18 protein-coding genes are annotated in these 17608 nt (G+C 38.2%); all 18 read right to left on the bottom strand.

The genetic code is table 11. The features are described from left to right. Window positions 1–43 precede the first annotated feature (43 nt). Window positions 44–832 carry a YlmH family RNA-binding protein gene (locus BLR79_RS04080; RefSeq protein WP_092085136.1) on the bottom strand — a complete coding sequence of 263 codons (789 nt, stop codon included), beginning with the start codon at window positions 830–832 and terminating at the stop codon, window positions 44–46. A 6-nt stretch (window positions 833–838) separates the two neighbouring features. Then, window positions 839–1099, bottom strand: coding sequence for a YggT family protein (locus BLR79_RS04075; RefSeq protein WP_092085135.1), 261 nt, complete (start codon window positions 1097–1099; stop codon window positions 839–841). Between the two features lie 75 nt (window positions 1100–1174). Further along, window positions 1175–2446, bottom strand: coding sequence for a cell division protein FtsZ (gene ftsZ, locus BLR79_RS04070; protein ID WP_092085133.1), 1272 nt, complete (start codon window positions 2444–2446; stop codon window positions 1175–1177). Between the two features lie 19 nt (window positions 2447–2465). Beyond that, window positions 2466–3935, bottom strand: a complete 1470-nt coding sequence (gene ftsA / locus BLR79_RS04065; protein WP_092085131.1) for a cell division protein FtsA — start codon at window positions 3933–3935, stop codon at window positions 2466–2468. Window positions 3936–4066: 131 nt separating this feature from the next. Continuing rightward, on the bottom strand, window positions 4067–4825 hold the full coding sequence (locus BLR79_RS04060; protein ID WP_092085129.1) for a cell division protein FtsQ/DivIB: 759 nt from the start codon (window positions 4823–4825) through the stop codon (window positions 4067–4069). Beyond that, window positions 4825–5955: an undecaprenyldiphospho-muramoylpentapeptide beta-N-acetylglucosaminyltransferase gene (gene murG / locus BLR79_RS04055; protein ID WP_092085127.1), complete on the bottom strand. Its 1131-nt coding sequence runs from the start codon at window positions 5953–5955 to the stop codon at window positions 4825–4827. Before murG ends, BLR79_RS04060 begins: the two co-directional genes overlap by 1 nt. After that, entirely contained in the window at window positions 5939–7345 is a 1407-nt protein-coding gene (gene murD / locus BLR79_RS04050; protein WP_092085125.1) for a UDP-N-acetylmuramoyl-L-alanine--D-glutamate ligase, read from the bottom strand. Before murD ends, murG begins: the two co-directional genes overlap by 17 nt. Window positions 7346–7361: 16 nt before the next feature. Further along, window positions 7362–8312, bottom strand: coding sequence for a phospho-N-acetylmuramoyl-pentapeptide-transferase (gene mraY, locus BLR79_RS04045; RefSeq protein WP_092085123.1), 951 nt, complete (start codon window positions 8310–8312; stop codon window positions 7362–7364). Window positions 8313–8326: 14 nt separating this feature from the next. Then, the gene (locus BLR79_RS04040) at window positions 8327–9823 is read right to left on the bottom strand and encodes a UDP-N-acetylmuramoyl-L-alanyl-D-glutamate--2,6-diaminopimelate ligase (protein ID WP_234970803.1); all 1497 of its coding nucleotides are present in this window, start codon (window positions 9821–9823) and stop codon (window positions 8327–8329) included. Between the two features lie 15 nt (window positions 9824–9838). Then, a complete protein-coding gene (locus tag BLR79_RS04035; RefSeq protein WP_092085119.1) occupies window positions 9839–11503 on the bottom strand; it encodes a peptidoglycan D,D-transpeptidase FtsI family protein in 1665 nt (554 codons plus the stop codon). Continuing rightward, window positions 11496–11774 (bottom strand): hypothetical protein, encoded by a 279-nt coding sequence (locus BLR79_RS04030; protein WP_159427589.1) that lies wholly within the window; start codon window positions 11772–11774, stop codon window positions 11496–11498. Before BLR79_RS04030 ends, BLR79_RS04035 begins: the two co-directional genes overlap by 8 nt. A 145-nt stretch (window positions 11775–11919) precedes the next feature. After that, window positions 11920–12861, bottom strand: a complete 942-nt coding sequence (gene rsmH / locus BLR79_RS04025; RefSeq protein ID WP_092085115.1) for a 16S rRNA (cytosine(1402)-N(4))-methyltransferase RsmH — start codon at window positions 12859–12861, stop codon at window positions 11920–11922. A gap of 192 nt (window positions 12862–13053) precedes the next feature. Further along, the gene (locus BLR79_RS04020; protein WP_092085113.1) at window positions 13054–13422 is read right to left on the bottom strand and encodes a hypothetical protein; all 369 of its coding nucleotides are present in this window, start codon (window positions 13420–13422) and stop codon (window positions 13054–13056) included. A gap of 21 nt (window positions 13423–13443) precedes the next feature. Continuing rightward, window positions 13444–13644 carry a DNA-directed RNA polymerase subunit beta gene (locus BLR79_RS09385; protein ID WP_092085111.1) on the bottom strand — a complete coding sequence of 67 codons (201 nt, stop codon included), beginning with the start codon at window positions 13642–13644 and terminating at the stop codon, window positions 13444–13446. After that, window positions 13641–14714, bottom strand: a complete 1074-nt coding sequence (gene mreB, locus BLR79_RS04010; RefSeq protein ID WP_092085109.1) for a rod shape-determining protein — start codon at window positions 14712–14714, stop codon at window positions 13641–13643. The genes BLR79_RS09385 and mreB overlap by 4 nt, the downstream gene beginning before the upstream one ends. Before the next feature lie 43 nt (window positions 14715–14757). After that, complete coding sequence (gene murA / locus BLR79_RS04005) at window positions 14758–16032, bottom strand: UDP-N-acetylglucosamine 1-carboxyvinyltransferase (protein ID WP_092085107.1); 1275 nt, start codon at window positions 16030–16032, stop codon at window positions 14758–14760. A 36-nt stretch (window positions 16033–16068) separates the two neighbouring features. Further along, window positions 16069–16302, bottom strand: a complete 234-nt coding sequence (locus BLR79_RS04000; protein WP_092085105.1) for a DUF1146 family protein — start codon at window positions 16300–16302, stop codon at window positions 16069–16071. 140 nt (window positions 16303–16442) lie between these two features. Next, on the bottom strand, window positions 16443–17429 hold the full coding sequence (locus tag BLR79_RS03995) for a Gfo/Idh/MocA family protein (protein ID WP_092085103.1): 987 nt from the start codon (window positions 17427–17429) through the stop codon (window positions 16443–16445). Window positions 17430–17608: the final 179 nt, after the last annotated feature.

Below are 17608 nucleotides of genomic sequence, written 5' to 3'. Positions count from 1 at the left end.
TCTTTTCTAAATTACGTACATTAATATTCTAACATATTTATAGTTATTTTTTATCAGATAATTTTAAAATTGAAACACGTAAATTATCTTTACGAGTGACTCCCTCCAAAGACTGGACTTTAAAGCGTCCTTGACGTCTTACAGAGATCATATCATTTAAAGCTACTTCTTCATTGATTCGCTCAATCGTCATAAAATTTAATTTTACATCGCCTCGTTCAATCAAAGTTTTAGCTTGTTGCCTAGAAAAGTTGTAAACCGAACTAATGAGAGCATCGATTCTAAGTGATGTTACAATAGCCGTTTCTTCAATCCAGTAAATATTTGGGGTTAATACTTTAGATGAAGATAATTGATTTAACTTGACGCCCATTTGGCCAATTTTATCGATTTGTTGTTTGACATAATCGACTAACGTTTCATCAATAAAAAACTGCCAATCTGCGCCGTTCGTAATAATATCTCCTAAACGCTCGCGTTCAATACCTAATGACATTAGCGTCCCTAACACTTGCGGATGAGAAAGAGTATTAAATTTTCTAGGATATTCAATTTCTACAAGTGCAAGATGATAATCACTTTCTTTTGGCTCGAAATACTCGGGATAGATTATCGCTTTTTGACGTTCAGCTGTTTTATGTCCTCCAAAAAAACCCACTGATAAATCATCGTATCTTGAAACCAGCTGTTGGGTAATCGTTTGTTCGCGAGGCGTTAAAAAAGCTGTAACAAAGGGCGTATAGCGATCTTGAACTTGCAGGCACCACCCTAAAACTTGGTCAATAAATGCATATTCTTGTGGCCTATAGTGTTGATAAATCGCCTTTGACATTGAAAGCTACCTCATCACACTTAAAATAAGAGACAAAAGTCCTCGCTGAATGAGTTGTAAAACAAATAACGCGATAATAACGTTAAAACTAATGCCTCCAATAGGCGGAATGATTCGGTCAAAAATATCTAAATATGGTCGCACAAGGCGAGCGACTAATTGACCTAAGCTAGATTGTCTAGCTCCAGGAAGCCAGGACATTAAAGCATAGAGAACTAATAATAACTGATAAGCATTAAATAATTGAAGTATAATTTGTATAACCATATAAACTCCTTTAAAAACTAAAACCGAATGACAGTTGGAATTTCCAAACGAGTCATTCGGTCTGTTTAATCAAAATTAGTTACGATTGCGCTTACGGAAAAACGGCGGTGTATCTAATTCATCTTCATCATTTTGATCGATTTCACGTTTGACCGCTTCATTGTTTGCACGTTTAAAGTCTCTTGCAGGTGCTGATTCGCGCGCAGGGGTTGGTACTTCACGTGTATTTTGTTCTTGTTGAATATCCCAATCGCTAAACAGCTCTTTTTCAGGCTCTGTTTGTTCTTGTGCAATTGGAACTTGATTTTCTACAGATGGTTGTGGTTGTTGGAATGCGGGTTGGCTAAAGCTTGGGCGACCTGCACGAGGGGTTGCTGGCTGGTCTTCTTCACTTTGAATACCTGTTGCGATGACCGTTACAATTACTTCATCTTTTAAGTCTTCATTAATGGACGTACCAAAAATAATGTTAACATCTCCTGAAGCAGCTTCAGCGACAATTTCGCTGGCATCTTGAGCTTCAAATAGACTTAAGTCAGAGCTTCCCGTGATATTTAATAGAATTTGTTCTGCTCCATCAATAGAGACTTCCAATAAAGGCGAAGAAATAGCTTTTTTCGTCGCTTCTGTTGTACGGTTTTCTCCCGTTCCGGTACCAATTCCCATTAAAGCAGTGCCTTTATCTTTCATAACTGTTTGAACGTCTGCAAAGTCTAAGTTGACATATCCAGGGGCTGTAATTAAATCAGAAATCCCTTGTACACCTTGACGTAAAACATTGTCCGCTTCGCCAAACGCTTCCATCATTGGCGTTTTGCGATCAACAATTTCTAATAGTCGATTATTTGAAATAACAACTAATGTATCAACATTTTCTTTTAAGTTACGTAAGCCTTCAGCTGCGTAACGACCACGTTTAGGTCCTTCAAAGTTAAATGGACGAGTGACCACACCTACCGTTAGTGCGCCTAAATCTTTAGCAATACGAGCAACAATCGGAGCGGCTCCCGTTCCAGTACCCCCACCCATTCCGGCGGTAACGAAGACTAAATCTGCCCCTTCTAAGGCTTGGCGAATTTGCTCTTCGCTTTCTTCAGCAGCCTTTTCACCTACTTCAGGAATAGATCCAGCACCTAAACCGTGAGTGGCTTTAGGACCTAATTGAATTTTAACATCCGCTTTCGAGCCATGCAGAGCTTGAGTATCTGTATTGGCAGCGATAAATTCGACGCCTTTTACTTTCTCATCGACCATACGGTTAATAGCGTTTCCGCCACCTCCACCGACACCGATGACTTTAATTACTGCACCATCTTGGGCAATATTTGAATCAAATGCTAATTCCACGAGTGTTTCCTCCTAATAATTAATTAAAAAATGAGTCAAAGAACGAGCGGACTTTTCCAGCAAAGCCTTCTTCTTTAACAGGTTCAGGTATTTCGTCATAAGATATATCAGACGACATATCTTCTTCATTTGAGTACTTTGAATAGTCGCTATAACTATCATAAGTTTCTTCTTGTGACTTTCTAGAAGTTTTTAATGAAGGACGATTAAACAATTGTTTATTAATCGATGGTTCACTTTCTTTTGTTTCAGGTTCCTCATATACTTGTTGAGGTGATGGTTGGTCCCACTCAAATCTTTCTTGCTGGGAGACTTTGGCCTCTGTTCTAGCACGAGATGGAACTTGAGCGATTCGATTAATTTGATCTAAATTCGCTACGTATTCTAAAATTCCCATACTTGTTGTAAAAATCGGATTACGTATTCCCATTTGATGAGGCACATACATCCGGACATTCGGTCCAAAGTATTGTTGAGCCATTTCTAAAACGCCTTGTAGCGATGCTCCGCCTCCTGTAATAACAAATCCACCTGGTAAATCAAGCGCATCAATTTGTTTTAGATCTTCATAGATTGTTTCAAAAATTTGAGCAAGACGAGCGTTAATAATTTCAGATAAATAATGCTCATCCACACGAACCGGCTCTGGTCGACCAATTGTTTCCACTGGGAAATATTCTTCAGACGAGGTCTCTTCTGGAAGTGCGTAACCATATTCACGCTTAATACGTTCAGCGCTTTCCATTGATGTATTTAAAATGACAGAAATGTCTTTTGTAATAAAGTCGCCACCTTCTTGGTCAACGAAGGTGTACTTTAGTTGATTACCGTAAATGATGCCAACGCTTGTTTGGCCACCACCCATATCAATAACAACCGTACCAAACTCACGCTCATCTGGGCTTAACGCCACTTCAGCAATGGCTTGAGGTTGGATAACAAGTTCATTGATCGTTAGGCCAGCTTTTTCCACACAGCGACGAATATTATGAATAATCGTTCTTGGACCGGTAAATAGGCTAGCATATAACTCTAAACGAACACCGATCATACCAATCGGATCCACAATCCCATTAATCGAATCAATAATAAATTCTTCAGGAATAATCGATAAAATCTCACGCTCAGGTGGAACAGACTTTACTTTCGTTGCTTCAATCACATTCGCAACATCCGTTGGTTGGATATCCTTATTTTGACTTGAAACAGCCACCATCCCGTGGGACTCTTCAATCATTAATTGATTACTTGGAACACCTACGGCTACTTGAGTGATTTTACGGTTTGCTTTTTCTTCGGCTTGGCGAACCGCTCGTTGAATGGATGCAACTGTTTCATCAATATCCACTACCACTCCCCGACTCATTCCGCGGGACTTTTCGTTACCAACGCCTAAAATGTTTACTTGACCATTAATATATTCTGCAACGACAACTTTTATCGATGTCGTTCCAATATCTAAACTAACAAAAGTTTCATGGTTTTTCATTAACTATAGGGCCTCCTCCTTGAGTAGTTATAAAAAAAGTAGAAGCCTTCTTACTTAGCTTAATTTACTCAATTATCTCTACTCATCTTATCACAAATTAAATAGTAAAAGAAGAATAATCGCCCGATTTATTATTCTATCAATAAATCGAGCTGATCTTCTGGACGAACGGTTGACGAAAAGTAAGCACCGATATCTAAATGATAAACTCCTTGTTGTCTAACCTGTTCTTTCATATCGTTGTACAGGGGCAGTCTTTTCGACAAATTCTGAATATTGGTTGTAATGTAGTCGCCATTGTGACACTGGATTTTAATCTCGCTTCCTTCCATATTAGATGGTGTTAGCTGAATATAATCAAATTGTTCAAGTAAATCGACAGCCACTGTACCTAAAGAAGCGAAAAACTCATCTAAACGAGGATCGTTTTCGTTAAACAATATTTGAGGAAGCTCATCGTGACTTTCATCAATAAAAGCCCCTTCTTCAGTCACGGTGTAGTCTTCTTGATCAAAAATCACTTGCCCAACTAGCTTTGCCTCTTCAATTTCAATGTTCGTTTCAAATATATTTTCTTTAGATAACCGAACTCCTTTAATTAAAGGGTTTTTTTCTTTTAATTGATCCTCAATCATTTTGACCTTCTTAAAAGTTTCTCTTTTTGGATGAAGAGGAGTTAATCCGCTCCATTGGATGACTTGCTGGCTACTAATTTGATCGTTTCCTGTCACCACTAACTTACCTAGGCGATTAGAAGGAAATAGGCGAAAACTACTAATTAGTAAGATAACAATCAATAAAGCATATACAACCATTGGGTTGGTTATTTGTTGAAAGATCGGCGAATTCCGCTTACTAGCTCGTTTAGATGAAAGAGTTGATCTTCCCATCACTCATCATCTTCCAGCAATTGTTGAATCAGTTGATCTAACTGAGTGTTTGTATCTCTCATTCCTAATTCATAAGCTAAATGAGCCATATGAGTGCGTTGTTCTTCGTTAACCATCAACTGTTCTACTTTTTGCGATAATGTTTCCCCAGTTAATTCAGCTTGATAAATCATCTCAGCTGCTCCTCGGTCGGCTAAAGCTTTCGCGTTGTGTTCTTGATGGTTGTTAGTGACATAAGGACTTGGTATTAAAACACTTCCGATACCTAAAGCCGTGAGTTCAGTTAAAGTAGTTGCTCCGCTGCGACAGACTACTAAATCCACTGCTTGAAAAACTGTCGGCATTTGATCAATATAAGGGACAATTTTAATGTTTTTAGGAAGTGACTCATAGGACAGTTGTACTTGTTGCATAAACGTATCATAATGGTCTGTTCCCGTAGCAATAATGATTTGATAAGGAACATCTTGCCAATAATTCATCGCGTCAAAGGCCGCTTGATTAATGCTTGGCGCTCCTCGACTTCCCCCAAAAATTAAAACCGTTGCCTTATCGGGATCTAATTCAAATTGATCCTTTAAAATATTACGATCCACAGGCTCTTCAATGACTTCTTGACCTCTTGGATTACCGACTAAAATCGTTTTATCTGGATATTTTTTAAAATCAGAAAATGCATCTTCAAACGCGATCGCAATACGATCAGCATATCGGCTGAGCCATTTATTGGTTAGTCCCACTACACTATTTTGTTCATGAATAATCGTCGGAATACCTAACTTGTGGGCAGCGTAAATCACAGGAGCAGCCACATATCCACCCGTTCCTATGACAATATCCGGCTGAAAATCCTTTAAAATATGGCGTGCTTTAGACGCTGAATTGAAAAGCAACCATAGTGTCTTTAAGTTCTCAAGGGATAAACTTCGTTTAATTCCTTGAATATTAACTGTTTTAAAATTTAAACCAGCTTTAGGAACAATCGTTGATTCGAGTCCTTTGTCAGTTCCAATGTATAATACTTCTAAATTAGGATGTTTCTTTTGTAAATAACGGCATAAAGCTAAAGCAGGATAAATATGTCCGCCAGTTCCTCCACCTGTTAGAACAATTCTATTGAGTTGAGTCATCTTTTTGCCCTCCATTGTCTTCATAAGGATGTGTATTAATTAAAGTCTGCACTGTTGTTGTATATAAATCGCCACGCTCTTCAAAGGTTTTAAATTGATCCCAACTTGCGTTAGCTGGCGATAATAATACTACGTCGCCAAAACGAGCATAAAAATAAGCTGCCGTGGTCGCTTCAACTAAAGTATCAAAGCACTCTACTTTAGGAATTCCTGCTTCTTTCATAACACGAGCCATTTTTTCTTTTGTCTCTCCGTATAAAAAAGCACCCCGGACATGGTTTAAATAAGGAAACAATTCATCAAATTCATTACCACGGTCTAATCCGCCACCAATATAAAGAATAGGTGCCGTAGGAAAACTTTGTAAAGCTGTAATCGTCGCTGTTATATTCGTAGCTTTAGAGTCATTGTAAAAGACTCTTCCTTGGCTTTTAGCAATTTGTTGATTGCGGTGAGGCATGCCTTGGTATTTTTTAACTTCACGTTGAATCTGTTGAGACGGAATATTATATACCATGGCAGCAGCAACGACCGCGAGAATATTTTCTAAATTATGAACCCCAGGTAACTGAATGTCACTAACTTTTAAAATCGGCTGGTCTTTGTAATATATTGTCTCATCTTCTACATAGACCCCATGTTGTTTAATGTATTCGTCCACGCGAAGACGGGCAAAAGGAATTACCCGTGCTGAAGTATTTTTAACCCAATCCGTTAATTCCTTACTATCATAATTATAAACTAAATAGTCGTCTTTAGTGAGATGTTCAATCAGTTTTAGTTTTGCTTCCACATACTCTTGGCGAGTGTGATGATAGTCTAAATGAGCGCTGTAAATATTTGTCAGTACTGCAACCCGAGGTTTAAATTGATCGACCCCTGCTAGTTGAAAGCTTGACATCTCTAAAACAATTAAATCATCTTTTGTAGCTTGTTGAATAACTTCTAAGACAGGAATTCCAATGTTTCCTGCTAAGTAAGTAGGGTGCTCTTTTGTATTTAATACATTAGCTAGAAGTTGAGTCGTTGTTGTCTTACCGTTACTACCGGTAATTGATACAAAAGGTGCTTTTGAAAACCAATAAGCAATTTCTACATCAGTATAGATTGGAATACTTCGTTCTAAAGCTTTTTCAACTATCGGAATATGATAAGGAATCCCTGGGTTTTTGACAATAAAGTCAATCGGTTCATCCAATAGAGATAATGGGTGTCCGCCATCGACTATTTTAACACCTTGGCTTAAAAGCAAACGAACCGACGGGTCATTTGATAGATCCCCTCGGTCGTTAATCGTAATATGAGCACCTTGTTTGAGTAAAAATTCTGCCACACTTTTACCCGTCATGGCATAACCAATGATTAAGATATTTTTACCTTTTAAATCCATAACATGTCCTCATTTCTTAAAAGATTGCAAAATATAAAAGACTAGCTATGAGTCCCACTAACCAAAAAACAAACACTACTTTTGTTTCGGACCAACCACTCATTTCAAAATGATGATGGATCGGTGCCATTTTAAAAATACATTTGCCAGTTGTCTTGTAAGAAAACACTTGTAACATCACACTGACAGTTTCGATAACGAACACAATTCCTAAAATAAGTAAACTCCACGGATGGTTTAATATTAAAGAAATGACTGCCAGCCCTGCTCCTAAGGCTAATGAACCGACGTCACCCATAAAGATTTTTGCTGGCTTTTTATTGTAGAGTAAAAAGCCTAATAGCGCTCCGACAACAACAAAACATGCTAAAGCCACCGGTAAATTATTTAATTTCATCGCTAAATAGTAGTAAGCAGAATAAGCAATAATGTTCAAGCCAGCGGCTAGACCGTCCAATCCATCAGTTAAGTTAACCGCATTTGAAAAGCCGGTGATCCACATAACACTAAATAAAAGAACAAGGATACTCCATTTTATTGACATAAAGCCAAGGGGGATCACTAAGCCAATTTTGCCGATAATTCCTAATAGTGCAATGAAAGCAGAAAAAAGCAATTGACATAAAAACTTTTGTCTAGCGGTCAAGCCTTCGTTTTGTTTTTTGAAAATACTAATAAAATCATCTACAAAGCCGATACCACCAAATAAAAAGAAGCTTGCTAAAATCATCCCCACTTGAACGGTCAACAAATTCATAATCCAAGCAGATAAAAGTAGAGTAATTAAGATCGCAATAACAAAGACCGTCCCGCCCATCGTCGGAGTACCTGTTTTAGCTTCATGCCATAACGGTCCTTCTTCTCTTGTCGTTTGTCCTATTTGACGGTAGTGAAAATAGCCGATAAAAAACGGCATTAAGCTGACCGTGATCGCAAAGCTCACGGCTAGAGGTAATATAAATTCCATAGAAAATCTCCTTCTTAATGAGAGTAATATTTTTGTAGTGCTTGTTCGACAACTTGAGCTTCGTTGTAAGGGTATTCCGTATCACCTATAATTTGAACGCCTTCTCCGCCTTTACCAGCAAATAAAATAATATCTTTTGCTTCAGCTATGGAAACAGCATGTTCAATCGCTTCAGCGCGATCTTCAATGGTCCAATAAGGCTTTTCGTCATGATCTTGAATCATTTCACTCCAAATTTTATCAAGAGGTTCATTTCGAGGATTGTCTGCTGTAAAAACAATTTTATCTGCGTAACGGAATAAAATATCTCCAAACTCTGGACGTGCTCCACTATCCCGATTACCACCACTATGACCAAACAGAACAATTAAGTGATTGGTTTTACGTTCAGATAGTTCCTTAAGAACATTTTCTACCGCATCGGTTGTATGAGCAAAATCAACGATTGCTTCAAAAGGTTGGCCTACTTGGATTGTTTGCATACGACCTTCAACGCCAGTAAAGGACTTTGTTGCAGCGAGGACTTCTTCGGGTGAATAACCGTAGCTATTCGTCAAGCATAAAAAGGCAGCCATATAATTAGACACATTATATTCTCCAGACATAGGTAAAAAGACCGGATATGTTGTCGATTGATACACTAAATCAAAGTGCATGCCTGAAATTGTATGCGTCATATTTTTACAATAAATCGTTGCTTGAGGATTTTTGCGGCTAAAAGTTAAGACGCTTGCACTTGTTCCTTGAGCCATTAATGAGGCATAAGGATCGTCTTCATTAATAATAGCAAGTTTCGGACGTCCTTGACGAAACTCTTGTCCTAATTGGGCGAATAGTAATCGTTTAGCATATGCATAGCGCTCCATTGTTTGATGGAAATCTAAATGCTCTCTTGTCAAATTAGTAAAAATGGCACAATCCACATCCGTAAACCACAAACGCCCTATTTCTAAGGCATGGGATGATGCTTCAATGATTGCTGTATCACACTTTTCTTCTACCATTTCATGAAATAGTCCCTGTAAGGCAAGAGAATGGGGAGTCGTATTCACGGCTGGATAAATTTTATCGCCTACTTTATAATGTAACGTTCCGATAACTCCTGTTCTGTGATTTAAAGTTGACAACAAGTCGCTAATCATTGAACTTACTGTCGTTTTTCCATTTGTTCCTGTGACTGCTACTACGCGCAATTGTTTGGAAGGTTCATGATAAAATTGGTTTGCTAAAATCGCTTGAGCTCGGACCGTATTTTGAACATGAAGAAAGGTCACTGGGAATTGTTGCCACTGATCGGGTAGTTCTTCAACTACAATTAAAATAGCTCCTTTATCAACGACTTCTTCAATGGCTTGATGTCCATCAAAACGTTCTCCGCGAATAGCAATAAAAGCACTGTTTTGAATTACTTGTCTCGTATCATTTGTTAAGTGAGTAATCGTTTTTCGATCGTGATTAACACCATAGACTCTTCCATCATATAGCGTATTGATTAATTCCCTTACTTCCAATTGAATCCTTCTTTCTTAATTATACGTGTATATTTGATCCACATAATCTTTAAAGACATGCCCTAAAATGGTGGTCCCCCCAATAAGTTCATCTGTTTGTGGACGTTCAATGGCTAAATAAAGCATATATTGAGGATTGTCCGCTGGAAAGAATGAGATAACCGAAAAGTAATACTCATTTCTTCCGGTTAAATAACCTGTACCTTCTTCATCAGCAATTTCAGCTGTTCCTGTTTTGGCGGCCACTTTAACTTGAGGGTGGTTAAAGTTACTAGCTGTTCCGCCTGGCATCTCTACCGCATGAACCATTAGTTCTAATACTTGTCTAGCCACTTCAGGAGAAAACGGCTCGCCTAAAATAACAGGTTGATAGGTCGCTTTATTAGGCTGGCCAATTGAATCAATATATTGAATTTTCAACATTTGACCGCCATTTCCTATACTAGAAAAAGCTTGGATCAGTTGCATCGGCGTTGCTAAAAAGCCTTGACCAAATCCTGACATTACTTTGGAAACGGGGTTATCAAAACTTAGCATCCCATCAATTTCATCAGATAAACGACTTCCAGTTCCTTGTCCAAAACCAAAGTTTTCAAGAATTTCCACCCAGCGATCCGGACCCATTTTTTCAACAATATTCACCATTGCTACGTTACTTGAATGAGCAAAACCGTCTTTATAAGTAATGGTCCCCCAACCTGTTTCTTGATAATCTTTAACAATTTGATCATAAACTCGAACCGATCCTGATTCAAATTTGTCATTTAAGCGGATCACTTGATCTTGAAGAGCTACTCCCATAACTAACGACTTAATCGTTGATCCCGGTTCATAGGCGTTACCTACAAGTAAACTTTTCCATTCATCTTCTAATCCTTCTAAAGTATCTAAATTAAAAGTAGGTCGTTGACCAGCAGCTAGAAGCTTTCCTGTCTTAGCATCCACTAAATAACCGACAATAGAACGCGGATGATAGCGTTCAAAGTTCTCTTGTAAAACATCTTCAAGGGGCAATTGGTATTGACGATCTAAGGTTAAATAAATATCTTGACTGTCCCCTTCAACTCGGCCACCCAAAATATCATCATAAGCTTCTTCAATCCCCGAGTCTCCTCTTCTAGTTCCCCCTTCATCACGCTTAACAATCCCTAATAGATGGGAAGCAAAATGAGGATAATTATGGAGCCTTTTTTGTTGTAGCGTAAAAGAAATACCTGGTAATTGATAAGACTCAATGACTTTTTTTGTCTCATAAGTCAGTTGTTGGCCTTTAGGACCAAATTCAACTTGAGATCGATCTGGCTGTGATAGTATTTCCAATAATTCATCGTAAGATAAATCGATATGTTTACTCAACATAGCGGCGGTTTTTTGAGGATCTTTAACAAAATCTTTGGCATCTGGATCTAAAGATGCATGAATAGAATAAGAAGTAGTATCGACTGCTAGAGGTTGTCTTGAAGCATCAAAGATACTTCCTCTCTTTACGTCTTCGACACTACTTCTTTGGGTTAGTTGGTCCGCTCTTTGAGTTAAATCGACGCCATCGACTGTGTGGAATCCACCAATTTGGACGAGTCGAGCGATAATAATAATACTGACAATATAGACGAGCCATTGCAAGCTCATTAAATTTTTCCTTTTCTCAGCGTTACTAACAGGCGAAAAACGTTTACTCATTCATCGGCACTTCCTTTATACGCGAAGAGTCTTTAACCATTCCGGCTTCTTTAGCCGCTTGTTCTAATACATCGGCAGATGTTCGTTTCATAATCTCTTCATTCATCGCATCTGTTTCAACTTGATGTTCTTTCGCATCTGCTTCTAGTGCATCGATACTTCGTTCCATTTTTTGAATGTCGCCGGCCCATAATAGGTTCGTTACGATAAATAAAACGACAACACCGATCATACTCATTAAGCAGATGAGTTCTTTTTTAGAAAACTTCACCCGAAATAAATTAAAAGATTTGCTAGTGGTTTGTTTAGCTATTCTTGTAGTTAAAGTATTAGAATGACGAGATCTGGTTGTAGAAACCGTGTGGTATTTTCTGTAAGCAGAATCCATCATATCTAACACTCCTTTCTAAGGTGTCCTACTGTCGTTCAATCACTCTTAGTTTTGCACTACGAGATCGATTATTTTCATCTAGCTCTTCTTGCGTTGCTACAATAGGTTTGCGAGTAATCATGCGATAGTCTGCTTTATGATCTTGAGGTAATATAGGTAGATTTGCAGGAATATCCGGCAAACTACTTGCTTCTTTAAATAAATGTTTGACAATGCGGTCTTCTAATGAGTGGAATGAAATGACACTCATCCGTCCTTTAGGTTTTAAAAGGGTAAGACCGTCTTCAATAGATGTTTCAATGGCACCTAGTTCATCATTAACCGCTATACGAATCGCTTGAAAGGTCCGCTTTGCCGGGTGCCCGCCTGTACGTCTTGTAGCAGCAGGTATCGCTTCTTTCACAATATCTGCTAGCTCCGTCGTTAATTCAATCGGTTGTATTTGACGCTTTTCTTCAATTGCTCGGGCAATTCGTTTAGCAAATCTTTCGTCGGCGTAGCGGTAAAGAATCCGAACTAGCTGTTCATAGGACCATTCATTTACTATTTCTTTAGCTGTTAGGGATTGAGTTTGGTCCATTCGCATATCTAATGGAGCTTCTAGACGATAACTAAAGCCTCGAGATGCGATATCTAATTGAGGCGAAGAGACTCCTAGGTCATAATAAATACCATCCACTTGATCAACGCCATACTGTTGAAGTGCTTGTTTTATATTACGAAAGTTATCGTGAATAAAAGTAACCTGACCTGATTCAACATAAGGCTCAAGTGTTTTTTTAGCATATTTAATGGCCGTTAAATCTTGATCAAATGCATATAAATGGCCCTTTTCATTTAATTGACTTAATAAATAAAAAGCATGCCCTGCTCCACCTAAAGTACAATCAACGTACACGCCATCAGGCTTAATATTTAATGCATCAATCGTCTCATGTAACAGCACCGTTTCATGATTAAACCCCATAAGTCCTCCTCATCTTTGTTTAGTTTAAACTACTCTTATTGTCTTTAATCACATAAAGACGTTCCATTAAATTTTAACACATATCAAGCCCTTCTACCACTTTACTTATTCCTTTATTAAAAAGACCTATGACATTTCGACTCATAAGATCTTACATCAAAAAAATGATCTAAAAACTCATCAGTTGAACAATCATAGGCGCTTTGTAAACCACATAAACCAACCTAACACTATAAAAGAGAGTTGTTGCGCGGTTAAAAAGACGAAGATTAAATGGGTAGCATGCTTAAAATAGTTATATAACGTAAAATATCGTTCCTTAAGGCAATACCTTCTCAAATCGATAATTAAAGCAGTACTTAACGGGCAAAAAACAAAAGCCCAATAACTGTAGCCTAAAACTTCAATTGACCAAATATGAATTAATACAAGCCATAAAGGAATGAGCACTTGGGCAATGGAGATTGGGTAAGCGGGCCATTGTTTTAAAAAATCTTGAAAAAACATACCAATGACTACCATCACCAAAATGGGTGTTAAAGTAAGAAAAAAATACAACAAGAGCTTGCCCCCTTTACGAACTTAGCGGACAAAGTGAATGATATTACGCCAAGTATCAAGATTGAGAAAATCAAAAAAGTTCCCTTTGCCAAACAATACAAAGCCAATGAACAAACCGATAAACAATGCAAATACAAGTAACAGTATATACAATATCGTAAGGGCTAATCCATGTAAAAACCGCTCAGAAAAAGAAGGTTTAATAATTGATTGCGTCCTCATTGATCTTCTTCCTTTCTAGGTCGAATAAAGAGTCCTTTAATCCGTTGCCAAAATGACGTCTTTTTAACTTTGACAGGTTGTTCCCACTCTTTAGTGTTCATATATTCTAACAACATGCCTGTTCCAATCGCTACACAAGTTAATGGATTGTCTGCTTGAATGACACTAATACTTAGTTGTCTTGATAAATACTCATCCATCCCATCAATTAAAGCTCCTCCACCACTTAACATGATCCCTTGGTCTACAATATCCGAGGCGATCTCTGGAGGTAAGTCTTGAATCAATTGTCTAGCCATAAAAACAATTCGCTCAAATAAAGGTAATAAACAGGTCAACAAATCATTTGAATCGATTGACAAAGCCTGGGGCATCCCTGTTGATAAGTCCCTTCCTTTAATGGTTCCTTGTTTAGGTCCTTTTTCTTGCCATAATGCACTGACAGTTGTCATCTTCAATTGTTCGGCACTTTGAGGGCCGACCAATAAGTGATGTTCTTTTTTCAAATATTGAATAATTGCTTCATCAAAAGTATCTCCAGCGATGGCTAGTGACTCACAAGCAATGACTTCTCCTTTAGATAAGATCGCTAAGTCTGTTGTGCCACCACCAATATCAATAATCATTTGAGCTTTTGGCTCTTTAATATCCATCCCCGCACCAATCGCCGCTACTAATGCTTCAGGTTGGGTGTAAACTCTAGCACCACTAGCTTTTTCAGCCGCTTCAACGAGAGAGACTAAAGCAACTTCACTAACATTACTTGGATAACTAATCAGTAAATTAGGCTTTCTAAACCAACGGCTTAACTGTAACTGATTTAAAAATAAAACAAGCAAGGTTTCGGTTAAATTAAAGTTTTCAATAATTCCATGTTTTAATGGATGAATGACTTCAATCGACGGAGGGGTTCTACCAATAAGGTGGTAGGCTTCTTTCCCATAAGCGATGACATCTTTTGTTTGTTTGTCTAAAGCAATAACAGCCGGTTCATTCAAAACAATTCCGCGTCCTTTATAGTGAATTAAAATATTCGCAGTACCTAAATCAATACCAATATCTCGTGCCAATGTAACCCCTCCTTTTCTTTTTTAATGATTGATCTGTTTAAAGTTACTCTACTTCTTCTGTTTTTTCGCGTTTAATATTAGCTCCAAGCGCTTTTAACTTTTGATGGAATCGATAGTAGCCTCGGTCTAAATAAACTAATTCAGAAACTCGAGTGGTTCCCTCAGCGCGTAGCCCGGCTAAAATAAGCGCTGCGGCCGCTCTTAAATCGGTTGCTTTGACACGGGCTCCACTTAATTTAGCCGGACCATACATTAATACTGTTTGGCGTTCAGTCGTAAAGTCCGCTCCCATGCGACGTAACTCGTCAAAGTGCATAAAGCGATTTTCAAAGACCGTTTCGGTTAGAGAGCTCGTACCGTTAGCTAAGAGTTGAGCGATGGTCACTTGAGCTTGCATATCTGTTGGGAATCCTGGATAAGGTAATGTTTTAATGTCTGTCGGCTTTAACTCCTTTGGACCTCTAACACGAACACCTTGATCGTACTCATCAATTGTAACACCCATTTCGCGTAACTTACTAATTAAGGGGCGGTTATGTTCAGCAATCGCTCCTTCAACTAATACGTCGCCTTGAGTAATCGCCGCTGCTACCATAAATGTTCCTGCTTCAATGCGATCTGAAATGACATGATGTTTTGCGCCGTGTAAACGATCCACTCCAGTAATTTTAATCGTCTCGGTTCCAGCTCCAATAACTTGAGCTCCCATTCGATTTAAAAGGTTAGCCAAATCAACAATCTCTGGCTCGCGAGCCACGTTTTCTAAAATGGTGGTTCCTTCTGCTAGTACAGCTGCCATAATAATATTTTCTGTCGCTCCAACACTTGGAAAATCTAAGTAGATCTTTGTTCCTACTAATTTGTCGGCCTTAGCTTCGACATACCCATCGGCTCTTGTAATCGTTGCCCCTAGTGCTTCGAATCCTTTTAAATGTAAATCAATCGGACGGCTTCCAATCGCACATCCACCAGGCATCGCTACTTTAGCGTGGCCAAAACGAGCTAGAAGTGGTCCCATCACAACAATGGACGCACGCATTTTACTAACAAAATCATAATCAGCGATCGTTAAAACGTCCCCTGTTGCATCGACTGTCAATGTGTTTTCATATTGATCGAATACTGTTTTAACTTGAATCGTATTGAGCAGTTCGTTTAACGTTTCTACGTCTGATAAAACCGGCACATTTGTCAATTCAACTTGACCTTCTTCAGCTAGAATGGTTGCTGCTAAAATAGGAAGAACCGCATTTTTTGCCCCTTCTACTTTAACGACCCCTTCAAGCTGTCTACCACCTTGAACAATAATTTCTTCCATGAATAATTTCGACCCCTTTAGTTTACGAAAATAATATTATGTAAGTTGAGCTAATAAGATAGCTTGCATCAGTTGAATGATTTCAACAAAAAAAGAGCCTACTATATGTCCTAAACCAATACTGACAAGTAAACAAACGTATTGAGCCATATAATAGTTAGCTTTTGTAAAGAGTTTTTGCCAATGAATTTTAGCAATAACTTGGTAAGTCAATGCAACCACCATTATTCGAATAAACAAAATAAATAGCCCATTAAATGTGGCTGACATACCAATCACTCCTCTTTAAATCTTTTACAATCATATCACATTATGAAGGTGAGAAACAGGTTGAGAACGATTTTAAAGAATTCTAAAATTCTTCCTTAAAAACAATCAACCTTCCTGTTTGAACAAGAAGGTTGATTCGCTTAATGAGGCTTCAATTCATCTAACACTCGTGCAACGAGTAAGCTTAACTCTTTTAGACGCTGGTAGGTTGCTTGATCTTTTTGATTAATAATCGTAGCAAAGTGCACCGCTTCATCTAGCAATGGATTTTCCGTTGAGTATTGTGCAATAACCGTCGGCTCTTGGCCTGGTGCATAAACACTCACCCGATCCAAATCGGTAATATTATTGACTTGAATCGTTTCATTATCAAAATAAAACTCACTTTGTAATCTAGAGTGCACAGCTTTAGAAGTAAAAATAGTCACTTGGTGGTCAATATAGTCTAAAATTACGTGCCCTGCTAAATCGATCCCATTTGGACCTTTAACCGGATGATAACTGACTTTGTGAGGTTCACCATATAAATCTAACGCAACGTATAAAGGATAAACGCCGATATCCATTAAAGAGCCTGCTTCAAAGATAGGATTAAATACATTCGGTACCGCAGTGCCTTCTTTAAGTGCTTGTTGATAGGCGTCGTATTTAGAAGAATATTGTCCAATATGAAGATTCGCTCCTAAAAATGGGTAAGACGCTTCTTTTTTCTTTTCTTCGAAGAGTTGACGCAAACAAGCATAATTTTTAGTGTGGATATGACGCGCCGCTTCAAATAAATAAAGCCCTTTATCCTCTGCTAATCGGTAAGCTTCAACGGCCAGTTCAGGGGTACTAAAAGCTGGTTTTTCAACAATGACATGTTTATCGCCATTTAAAGCGCCCATGACGTGTTCAAAGTGCAAGCTGTTAGGACTTGCGATGTAAACTACATCGATGGCTTCATCAGAAAAAAGTTGGTCTAAATTATCGGTTCCGTATTTTGCGCCATGTTTATCGGCCCATTGGTCTGCTTTTTCTTTTGTTCGAGAATAAATCGCTTGTAATTTATATTCCGTTGATAATTCGCACGCTTCAATGAACTGTTCTGTAATCCATGACGTACCAATTGTTGCTAAATTTAACATAGTATCCTCCTAGTATATGTCGTAAGTTAATCATAGCAAGCACGCTATATGAAATCAAAAATTGTGGTTTAAATTATTCATTTCTCTTTAAGTATGATCCCATAGTAATTTCCTATATTTTAAGTTTTTTTAAAAAATGTAAGGGTATCATACATATGTGACACGAAAACATAAAAAAA

Origin of the sequence: Dolosicoccus paucivorans, from assembly GCF_900100125.1 — a bacterium.
Lineage (GTDB): Bacteria > Bacillota > Bacilli > Lactobacillales > Aerococcaceae > Dolosicoccus > Dolosicoccus paucivorans.
This window is presented reverse-complemented; position numbering and strand designations above follow the sequence as displayed.